The sequence below is a fragment of the uncultured Meiothermus sp. genome, assembly GCF_937863175.1.
In the GTDB taxonomy this organism is placed as follows: Bacteria; Deinococcota; Deinococci; order Deinococcales; family Thermaceae; genus Meiothermus.
Window position 1 is genome coordinate 1 of the sequence record NZ_CALMCQ010000203.1, and the last position, 10,548, is coordinate 10,548.

The following is a 10,548-nucleotide window of genomic DNA, read 5'->3' on the forward strand; positions in this document are numbered from 1 at the left end:
CGTGTAGTCGAGCTGCCCCGTCAGGTGTTTTTCCAGTTCTTCCCGCCAGGGCAGGGCCGAATAGCCATCTCCGGCAATTACCCGCACCGTTTTGAGCAAACCCGCAAAATCCCATTTCTGCTCAGGATTAGCTACCCCTACTCCCGCCAGCCATACCCGGCTTCCCCGGGCCCAGACTAATTCGGGAATAATGTACCCGACAGGAATGTCGTTCTCCTGGGCATGTTTCAGTACGCTCAACAGTTGCTTGACCCATTGCACCAGCCGGGCCTCCTCTACCCGGCCTGCTAACCAGGAGGTCTGCACTGCTCCCACCGGAATCTCTGCAATCCAGGTATCCGCTTCTCGATCTATCCAGGACAAAGTGTGGGGTAGGGACTGGGTAGGCAGTGCTTCGGGCAGAGGTCTGAAGGCCAACACCTCGGTACCGGTGCGTATATCTTGCCCTTCATACACCTCGGTCGCACTTCCCCCCGGCAGCGCAATCCGCCCCCGCAATAAGTAGTGCCCCAGGCTTTCCATAACCCGAAGTATAGATTACCACCCAACCGGATCTGTATCATCCTCGAGGCGGTTTCATCTACCTGGCAGCCATAGCGGATGCCTTCACTCACAGGTGCACAGGCGGCCCTGTCTCAGCCGCACCGAGGGTGGGGCTGGAGCACCACCAGATCTTGCCTCAAGCAAACCCCGAGCCAGCCTCAAAAGCGCTTCCGTCCGAGCAGACCGCCCGACCATGCCCGAGCCGAGAGCTTCTTTAAGACCGTAAAGCACGAGGAGGTTGACTCCAAAGAATTCGACTCCTTCAAAGGTACAAAAGCCAGCATCCGGCGCCTCGGGGAATTCATCGGCTTTAGGGCAGCCTGCCGTCTGCTAAACTGGAGCTGCACAGACTACTACCAGCGAATGAGTGGGTGGGGGGCGGACGGAACTCGAGTCTTGCCCCCATTCTAACAGACTGGTGAAGGACCGCATGTCACCTTGAACTCGGTACATGATTTGCTAGACTTGGGGCGAGCTTCACAAGACTCCACCCGAAGGAGCTACAACATGACCAGACCCTGGCTCAAACACTACGACAAAGGCATCCCGGCGGACATTCAGTTCCCCGAGGTGCCCCTCTGGAAACTGCTGGCCGACACTGCTAAAAAATACCCCGACCATGTGGCCCTGGAATTTATGGGCAGTGTGATGGGTTATCGCCAGCTCTGGGAATCGGTGGAAAAGTTCGCCGGTGCCTTGAGGGCTCAAGACGTCAACCCAGGCGACCGAGTGGCCATCATGCTGCCCAACTGCCCACAGTTTGTGATTGCCTTTTACGGGACGCTGGTTGCCGGTGGGATATGCGTGAACGTGAACCCCCTCTATACCCCCCGCGAACTACGGCATCAACTTTCCGATGCTGGGGCCGAGACCCTGGTTATTCTGGACTTGCTCTGGCCTCGCTACGCCGAGATTGAACAGGATGTGCCGGTTAAGCGAGTCTTCACCACCGGCATTCAGGATTATCTGCCCTTTCCCAAGAACCTGCTCTTCCCGTTCAAGGCACGTCGGGAGAAACGCTGGGTCAACCTGCCCCAGCACCCCAGAAGGCTCGATTTCAAAAAAACCTTCAAAGCTGCTACTCCTCTCGCCCAACCCTACAACGCCCAGCCGGATGAGGTGGCCCTGCTGCAGTACACCGGCGGCACCACCGGCGTCTCCAAAGGGGCGATGCTTACACACCGCAACCTGGTAGCCAACACGTACCAGAGCATGGCCTGGGGAGGCGAGGAAGTTAAGAGCATAGAAGGCAAAGGGGTGATGCTGGGCGCCATCCCCTTTTTCCATGTCTACGGCATGACAGTAGGCATGAACTACGGCATTGCTGCGGGTTACAAAATCGTGTTGCTTCCCCGTCCCGAGGTCAAACCCTGTATCGAGGCCATTGAAAAGCATGGTGTGACCCATTTCCCTGGTGTTCCAACGCTCTACATCGGCTTTAACAATTTCCCCAATATCGAAAAACGAAAGATTGGAACCGTAAAGGTCTGTATCTCCGGCTCGGCGGCTTTGCCGGTGGAAGTTACCAAGAAATTCGAGCAGCTCACGGGCGGCAAGCTGGTGGAGGGCTACGGCCTGACCGAAGCAGCGCCCTGCACTCACTGCAACCCCCTCGCAGGTGAGCGCAGAATTGGAAGCATTGGACTGCCCATGCCAGGCATTGACGCCAAGGTATTAGACGAGAGCCTGCGCGAAGTACCGGTGGGTGAGGTCGGGGAGTTGGCCCTGCGTGGCCCCAACGTAATGCTGGGCTACTGGCAGCGGCCCGAAGAGACCAACAAGACCATCAAGATTGACTGGCTACTCACGGGCGATATGGCTACCATGGATGAAGAGGGCTACTTTTACATTGTGGATCGCAAGAAGGACATGATTATTGCCGGCGGTTACAATATCTACCCCCGCGAGGTAGAAGAAGTTTTGTTCGCCCATCCTGGCGTGGCTGAGGCAGCAGTCCTGGGGCTGCCCGATGAGTACAGAGGCGAGACGGTGGCCGCATTTATCGTACCAAAGCCCGGACAAAACCTCAGCAAGGAAGCGCTGGACAAGTTCTGCCGCGACAACCTGGCGGCCTATAAGGTGCCACGTATCTACGAATTCCGCACCGAGTTGCCCAAAACTGCGGTAGGAAAGGTACTGCGGCGGGAGTTGCGCGAGACAGTGCTTAAGGAACGAAAAGTTGGAAGCGGCTAAGAGACCGTTCGGATCGCCACCGGGATATACCCTGACGGAAGTCTGTTCACCCACAGCGCTTGTCTGGCGGTTCAGAGTGGTTCGGTGCGCCTTGACGCTGGTAGCTGGCTTTTCAACTTAAAGTTTCAGTCGTTTGTGGATACGCCGGGTGAGCCGCCAGACCCCCCAGACCACCAATGGGATCAGCAAGCCAACCGTGATCTCGGGGTGGATGGGCAGTCCAGCAGCCCTGGCCGCCCGGGCACCGTGGAGCATCAGACTGACCGCGTAATAAGAGATCGCCACCACCGAGAGGCCTTCCACGGTTCTTTGCAGTTGAAACTGCAACTCCTGCCCACGGCTGAGTTTGGCCAGCAACTGCTGATTCTGGGTCTCGAGGGTAATATCCACCCTGGTGCGCAGCAGTGCCCCGGTTCGCTCGATACGTTGAGAAAGCGCGGTAAGGCGGTCTGCTGCCGCCTGTACCGTCGCCATAGCCGGGTTGAAGCGTCGCTGTAGAAACTCGCCTATGGTCTGAGTGCCAGGGATAGCCCCCTCGCGCATCTCTGTCAGGCGCGCGCTGACCAGGGCATGGTATGCATGGCTGGCCGCAAATCGGTAGCTGTGCTGTGCTATAGCCCGTTCAATCCGGGCCGCCAGGGCCTCGAGGTCATCTAACAACTCCTGGTCGGAACGGTTGGCATCTTCTACTGCGGCAGTAATATCTGCGAGCTGGCGCTCGGCCTGGGGCAGCATTCCCTGCACCGCTTTTGCGACTGGCAGGCCGCGCAGGGCCAGCATCCGGTAGGTTTCCAGTTCCAGCAGGCGGGTAGTAATGCGCCCAGCACGGGTCTCAGAGGTTTCCGGCGTGGCTACCACCAGTATGCGCTCAAACCCATTTGGACGTAGCCTGAAATCGGTAATGGCACAGCTGTGAGTAGCGCGGCCCATTAGCGAGGCCAGTACGGCTTGTTCTGCGAAGAACTGGCGCACCTGTTGAGCAGGCAGGGCAGTAGAGATCACCTGACCCTCGAGCAGCACCAGCTCAATGGCCGTCAGGGTTCGCCCGGGTATGCCGTGCAGCCAGGATGGATCTACGATCAGTCCGGTCAGAAGATCTGGCTCAGTAGTGTTCTCGAGTGCCGCCGGAGGCAAAGACTGTACCAGGGTGTAGCTGGTAAACTCGGTATGCCGCTCCCAGCGGAGTGTCCCGCCTGGCAGGGCTAGATGCAAAAAGGTACTGGCAAGCTGGTCGAGGTGTATCTCACCCTGGCCTGCCAGAAGGCGCAGATGCTCGAGCTCCCGTTGCCGGGTAATGCCCTCGTTCAACACCGCGATATGTACGACTAGCGCCGGCAGCCTGATACGCGCCATTGGGCGGGCATGCAATTCGTTGTGTAGTTCGCGGCGTTCACTGTCCTCGGGCGGCAACAAACGGGTATCCGTAGGCAGGGGTATCACCCCCGGCAGGGCACCCTGGGTATAACCCAACTCGCGGCGGTGGCTTTCTGACCGATTTATCATCCTCGCCTCCGTCAACCGTCACTGCCGCATTATGTTTGTATCCGGGTTTAGACATGTAGCGCCATGCCGATAAACCCTGTTCAGAAATTAGCACGGTTTCTAGCTGTGCTGCAAGCTGTCGGTCATACCGCGAGCCGTGAGCGGTCTACTGCTCGAGCAAACACTCGACTGGCCGCTTCTATCTCGGCCTCGGTGGTAAAACGCCCGATCGAGAAGCGTACCGATGCCCTGGCCTCGGCCTTGCTGCGCCCAATAGCCATAAGAACGTGAGAGGGCTCGAGGCTCCCGCTGGCACAGGCCGAACCTGACGAAACAGCCACGCCCATCATGTCCAGATTGAGCAAGAGCCCTTCCCCATCAGCTCCCTTGACGGTCACGTTGATGTGCTTGGGACTGCGCCTGGTAGGGTGGCCACTGAGTTGGACATCAGGAACACCGAGCAGTCTGGTTTCCAACTGCTGCCTCAAGTTCAACAGCTTTTGCGACTCCTCAACCAGAACCGAGAGGGCTTTTTCGGCAGCCAGGCCCATGCCATACACTGCAGGTAGATTCTCAGTGCCGCCCCGGTAGCCCTGCTCCTGCTTCCCAGGCATCAGTGGGAACAGCTCAATTCCCTTTCGCAGGTACAGCGCCCCCACCCCTTTGGGGCCATAGAACTTGTGTGCAGCAATAGAGATCAGATCGGCCCCCAGATCCTCAACCTGGCTGGGTACGGTGCCAAAGGCCTGCACTGCATCGGTGTGAAAAAGCACACCCCTGGACTTGCAGATTGCAGCGATATCCTTTGCAGGGTAAATCGTGCCGATCTCGTTGTTGACGGCCATCACCGAGACCAGAATGGTGTCGGGGCGGAGGGCCTCTGCCACTTGTTCTGGATAAATCATTCCCGTAGAGTCGGGTTGAAGCAGGGTGGTTTCGAAGCCCAGCCGTTCCAGATTCTTCAAAGCTGTCAAGACCGCTGAGTGCTCGAGCCGGGTGCTGACGATGTGGCCCCTCGAGACGCCACTGCGAGGCGCTTTAGCCAGCGCTACCCCCTGAATCGCCAGGGCATCGGACTCGGTGCCGCCGCCGGTCAGGATGAGTTCGCGTGGTTTACACCCCAGCGCCCTGGCGACCCGCTCGCGGCCTTCTTCCAGCAAATTTCGCGCCTCCCGGCCAGCCGCATGCGCCGAGCTGGGGTTGCCAAACACTTCTAAAACCCGCTCTACCCCAAGCCTCACTGCAGGGTCGAGCGGCGTGGTAGCTGCGTAGTCGAGGTAGATCATTTTCTGGCAAACAACCAGAGAGGTCGGGGCTCGAGGGCTTTAACGATGCGCGATCGGAGTATTCCCTTTAGCGCTGAGCGCCCAGTCCACCAAACTGCACCGGGGCGGGCTCGAGCTGCACCAGTTTACGGGCCTCGATTTGTTTGCGTTCTTCTATCAAGTCTTTGAGTGTGGTGTGCAGCAAGACCCCCCGCATGGCATCGTCCACTTTTTTCCACAGGGTCTCGGTGGAGCAGTTGCCGGTCTGCCAGCAGGACTGGGGGTCGTCGAGGCAGGTAACGGGCGCGAGGCTGCCTTCTAAAGCTTCCACTACCTCCAAAGCAGTGATTCTTTCCACCGGATGGCCCAACTTATACCCGCCCCTGGCCCCGCGCACGCTGCGGATGAAGCCCGAGCGCCGCAACTGGGCTGCGATCTGTTCCAAATAGTGCTGGCTAATGCCCTGCACGTCCGCTACATCTTTAAGTGGAACCGCCATCGGTTGGCGCAGACCGATTTCCACCAGGGCCCGCAGCCCGTACTGTGCTTTGGTCGAAACCCACATGTCATAAGTATAAACCCTTAAAACCCGTAAGGAAAAGTAGGATTTACACTTTTGGGGGCAGTCGTGGGGCGACTACATGGGAAACCGGTTATACCGAATGGGGCTGTCCTGGATAAACCCGGACTACCCCTCCTGTTTGAGCCAGGGCTTGCGGAGTTTTGAGCAGCTGACCGGGCTGCGGTATCTTTGTCTACATCCAGCCCATCGGCTGCCGTTCGGGCCATGACTCCCCCCCAAAGTACTCTACCCGTCGTATGACCCTGCAAATCCCTGGTTTAGTACTTCTGTTTAGCCTATAGCTATCCCAAGATTATCTCTTGTATGGGACAGCCCCTAACCTGTTCTATCACCCCTATCGTCGAACCGCCAGAGCCAGAGCGAACAGCAGCGCCTGCACCAGCACAATAGCACTGCCGGTGGGCACATCGAAAATATAGGAGGCAACCAACCCTGGAATTACAGAAACGACACCAATCGCCACCGACAGGAGCGTCATACTGGCAAAGGTCTGGGTCAGCAACCGGGCCGTAGCAGCAGGAATAACGATAAAGGCCGCAATCAAGACGATACCCACCACCTTGACCGATGCCACCACCACCAGGGCAATCAGCGCCGAGAGCAGGTAGTCGTGCAGCAGCACCGGCTGGCGGTCGGCCAGGGCAAGTTCACGGTCGAAGGTAGCGTAGGCCCAGTTGCGCCACAATGGGGCCATTAGCGCTACGACAAGGGCAATGCTCCCCATCACCCACAAATCAACCTGGGTGACGGTCAGGATGGAGCCAAACAAATAGGCCACCGCGTCGGGCGCGAAGCCCTGGCGCATGGACATGAACAGCACGCCCAACGCTACCGAGACCGCAAAGAAGATGCCGATGGCGGTATCGTCGCCCAGGTTGCTGCGCTCGCGCACCCAGGTGATGGCCAGCGAGACCCCCACGGCAAAGGGGATCGCGATCCAGAGGGGCTCCTCGTGCAGAAAGAGTCCAATGGCAACCCCAGCAAAAGCCGCGTGGGCCAGACCGTCGCCCAGGAACGAAAGGCGGCGCTGCACCACCAGCACACCCAGATAGCTTGCCAGACCTCCTACCAGCAGACCTGCAATTAAGGCCCGCTGGATGAAGGGGAGTTGCAGGGCTTCCAGCACTAGCGCCTCCCACTCACCAGGCCGTGGCTGTGTCCGACGTGCCCGAAAGCCTGGGCCAGGCAGTTGGGACACATCACGTCAGCAGGCAGGCCATACTCTATGACCCGCCGATTGATAAGCAGCACCGCCGAGGCGTGATGCTGGGCAGCCTCCCAGTCGTGGGTGATCATCATGACCGTCGCGCCGGACTGGCGCTGATAGGTCTCCAAATGCCGGTACAGGTCGGCCTCCCCCACCGCATCTACGCCGGTAGCGGGCTCGTCCAGCAGCAATAATTTGGGTTCTCGAATCAGGCTGCGGGCCAGATAAACCCGCTGTAACTCACCACCGGAGAGCCGTCCCAGGCGGCGGTTGGCAAGTTGCAGCGCACCCACTTGTTCCAGCATGGCTTCGGCCTTTTTGCGTTCCTGAAGGGTGACGATGAAAGGCCAGCTCCGGCGCAAGCCCGAGACCACCACTTCCAAAGATAATGCCGGGAAACTACGGTCAAAACTCTTAACCTGGGGCACATAGCCCACCCAGCCTGCCTTCACGTTCTGGGGCGTGTTACCAAAAACCTTAACCGAGCCCGAAACGCTGGTGGGTGCGTCACGCAGTATCCCGCTGGCAATGCCCAGCAAAGCCTTGAGCAGGGTGCTCTTCCCCGCCCCGTTTGGCCCCAGGATGGCGACAAAAGCTCCTTGCGGAACCTCCAATGTCACCCGATCGAGAGCCTGGAACTCCCCGAATCGCACACTAAAGTTGTCGAGTTGCACCGGAGGTGCGGTCATATCTCCTGATAATACGCTATCAATTGCCGGGGTTGAAGAGGGCGGTTCACTACCCAAAGCCTGCTGTGAACCATCCCCACCGCCCTGCGCTGGGGTCGTATGCTAGCGGGGCAGAATCTGGATGATGCTCTGCATCATAAATGCTGGCATCTGCTTTCCAGGAAGTGGCCGACCTTGCATCACCAGAAAGTACGGGCCGGGTTTGGGAAATATCACCACCCCTTCCATCCGACCTGTACGGGGGTTGAGCTGCAGTCGCACCACGGCGTCGGGCTGGGCCGTCGGGCTAACGCGCCCCTGAAAGAAGAGCAGGGTACAAAAGCAGTCCTTAGGATTTATGGGCAGTCCACCTACCCGAATGTGCTCAATCCAGGCGACCGTCGGCACTCCCGCAACTGGGGTCGCATCGTTGGGCTCAAAATCCACCTCACCCTCCACAAAACCCCCACTACCCTCAAAGGGGTGCGCCAGGGCCAGGGCCATCAAGGTGGCTATCGCAAGTAGTTTAGGAATAAACCGAATCATCTGAACCTCTGCTTTCCAGTCTGGCACAAATCAGGCAAATTGGACGGTATCGCACCACTGGCCAAACCCTGAGCTTACCTGGGCGGTTGAAAAGCGGGGTTGGTGGTGAAGCTCCGGTCGGTGAGGGATTTTAAGAACTCTACCAGGTCGTCAATTTGCTGCTCGCTCAGGCCCAGTGGGCGCATCAGTACGTCGGAATTTAGATTTGGTTCACCACCCCGGTTGTAATGCTCGACCACCTCCCGCAAGGTCTTGATGGAACCATCGTGCATGTAAGGAGCAGTAAGCTCTATATTGCGCAAGGTGGGAGTCTTGAACTTGCCCACGTCCTCATCCAGACCCGTAGCAAGGGCCAGACCAAGGTCTTGATAGACCGTGTAGAGTGCGTTGTTACGCGGCACATCATCGGTAAACTCCGAACCCACATGGCAGTGGAAGCAGTCACCGCTTTCGGCAAAGAAGACCTCCATCCCCCGCAGGGCAGCCTCGGACATGGCGAGGTCGTCGCCGGCCTGAAAGCGGTCAAAGGGGCTGTTGTAGGAAAGCAGGGTACGCTGGAATGCAGCCAGCGCAAAGGTAGTGGTTTTGAGGGTGGGTGCTTCGCCGAACACTTCACGGAAGGCCCTGGCATACTCCGGAATGGCCTCGAGCCTCTGGGCTAAAACCTCGGGCTGCATATCCATCTCGATGCGGGCGGTGAGTGGGCCGACGGCCTGAAGTTCCAGGCGTGTAGAACGACCTTCCCAGAACAGACCCTGGCGAAAACCCACATTGGTCAGAGTGGGCGTATTTCTAGTGCCTCTGCGACCACCAACCCCTGTGCTGACCGCGTTGCCCCCATCGCTGAAGGCAAACTCGGGCTTATGGCAGCTCGCACACGATATGGTCAAGTCGGCAGAAAGCCGCTGGTCGAAAAACAGCTTTCGGCCAAGCTCAATTTTTGCAGGGGTCTGGGGGTTGTCGGGGGGAATCGGCACCGCCGGGTGGTGGGTTGCTGCCAGCACCGCTCCTATCAGGGCTGCCATAACTACGGTGAGGGTAAGCAAGTGCATGAGCATGTTCGTCCTGCAAAACAATTCCAAATGTCTACTGAGCCAGGCTGAAGGCATTGGACATGTTGAAGTACACCACCGACATGATCAGCCGGGTTTGCGGGCTAAGACCGTGCAGTTGGCGTAACTCTGGCCTGCTCCAGTCCAAAAACGCGCCACCGGGGCCGGGCTGGAAGGCTGCTGCCAGATCGAGGTTGAGTGTGATGGTGCCACCGGAAGGGGGAATATGAATACGAACCCGCCGGGTCTGTAAATCATGTATGCGAACCGGCAGGCGAAACGAATCAGTACCCATGTGGATGACCCACCCCTGGTTGCCATCTGGTAGCAGGGCGGTTCCCTCGAGGCGGTAGAAAATATAGCCAGGGTTCCAGGCCCAGAACATGCCCGAGTTGATCCCCAGGGGCATTTGCTGGGTGGTGGCATCAAGGTGGTTCAGCTCGCGGGGCACACCCACGTTGAAGCGGATACCCCGGTACTCCCCGGGCGGCACCTCCATCCTCATCACGCTTACCCCCTGGGTGGGGGCATCGCGCTTGAAATCGGCCAGCACCAGTCCATCTACCACGACCTCACGGCCATCAGGCCGAACCAGGGCCACCTCGGAAATATAGAACTTGACCATATTAATCTGATAGCGCTGGCCTTGCGGGGTCTGGTAGGTCTGACCGAATTGCAGCGGCTGATCGCCGATTCGCAGGTTGATCTTGAGTTCAACCGGCGCAGCCATAGCGCTTGTGAGTACCAGAGGTATGAGGAAGAGGAACCATTTGCTCATTGCAACAACTCCTTCTTTGAGATTAGCAAATCCAAGCACAGAATCGTGTGAAACGGCACTTAACGCCCTGCCTCCAGAGTGAACTCAAGGGTTTTTCCCGGGAGTTCCACCCTGATAGCCCATTTACCGGGTCTCTCCGCAATCAGGGCGGTGTGGTATTGCGACTTGTAGAAGGGAACCGGGGCATCCTCCTGTACTTCGGTGCCGCTCTCGGCCCGCACCTCGAGGGCT

9 protein-coding genes and 1 pseudogene are annotated in these 10,548 nt (G+C 58.4%); 1 reads left to right on the plus strand and 9 read right to left on the minus strand.

Annotation, left to right across the window (positions count from 1 at the left end):
- Window positions 1–522: pseudogene (locus Q0288_RS07955) on the minus strand (hypothetical protein); the annotation flags it as partial.
- A 528-nt stretch (window positions 523–1,050) separates the two neighbouring features.
- Between Q0288_RS07955 and Q0288_RS07960 the strand changes: the two are divergent.
- A complete protein-coding gene (locus tag Q0288_RS07960; RefSeq protein WP_299429363.1) occupies window positions 1,051–2,736 on the plus strand; it encodes a long-chain fatty acid--CoA ligase in 1,686 nt (561 codons plus the stop codon).
- Window positions 2,737–2,853: 117 nt separating this feature from the next.
- Here the strand turns inward: Q0288_RS07960 and Q0288_RS07965 are convergent, their stop codons facing one another.
- From Q0288_RS07965 to Q0288_RS08000, 8 genes are all read right to left on the minus strand, one after another.
- A complete protein-coding gene (locus Q0288_RS07965; RefSeq protein ID WP_299429364.1) occupies window positions 2,854–4,239 on the minus strand; it encodes a DUF3422 family protein in 1,386 nt (461 codons plus the stop codon).
- 122 nt (window positions 4,240–4,361) lie between these two features.
- On the minus strand, window positions 4,362–5,504 hold the full coding sequence (locus Q0288_RS07970) for a cysteine desulfurase family protein (RefSeq protein ID WP_299429365.1): 1,143 nt from the start codon (window positions 5,502–5,504) through the stop codon (window positions 4,362–4,364).
- A 67-nt stretch (window positions 5,505–5,571) separates the two neighbouring features.
- A complete protein-coding gene (locus Q0288_RS07975; protein WP_299429366.1) occupies window positions 5,572–6,048 on the minus strand; it encodes an RrF2 family transcriptional regulator in 477 nt (158 codons plus the stop codon).
- A 352-nt stretch (window positions 6,049–6,400) separates the two neighbouring features.
- On the minus strand, window positions 6,401–7,192 hold the full coding sequence (locus Q0288_RS07980) for a metal ABC transporter permease (RefSeq protein WP_299429367.1): 792 nt from the start codon (window positions 7,190–7,192) through the stop codon (window positions 6,401–6,403).
- The gene (locus Q0288_RS07985) at window positions 7,192–7,962 is read right to left on the minus strand and encodes an ABC transporter ATP-binding protein (protein ID WP_299429368.1); all 771 of its coding nucleotides are present in this window, start codon (window positions 7,960–7,962) and stop codon (window positions 7,192–7,194) included. Before Q0288_RS07985 ends, Q0288_RS07980 begins: the two co-directional genes overlap by 1 nt.
- A 102-nt stretch (window positions 7,963–8,064) precedes the next feature.
- Window positions 8,065–8,487: a hypothetical protein gene (locus Q0288_RS07990; RefSeq protein WP_299429369.1), complete on the minus strand. Its 423-nt coding sequence runs from the start codon at window positions 8,485–8,487 to the stop codon at window positions 8,065–8,067.
- 74 nt (window positions 8,488–8,561) lie between these two features.
- Window positions 8,562–9,512, minus strand: coding sequence for a cytochrome c peroxidase (locus Q0288_RS07995; protein WP_299429370.1), 951 nt, complete (start codon window positions 9,510–9,512; stop codon window positions 8,562–8,564).
- 61 nt (window positions 9,513–9,573) lie between these two features.
- A complete protein-coding gene (locus Q0288_RS08000; protein ID WP_299429371.1) occupies window positions 9,574–10,317 on the minus strand; it encodes an MbnP family protein in 744 nt (247 codons plus the stop codon).
- Between the last annotated feature and the right edge of the window lie 231 nt (window positions 10,318–10,548).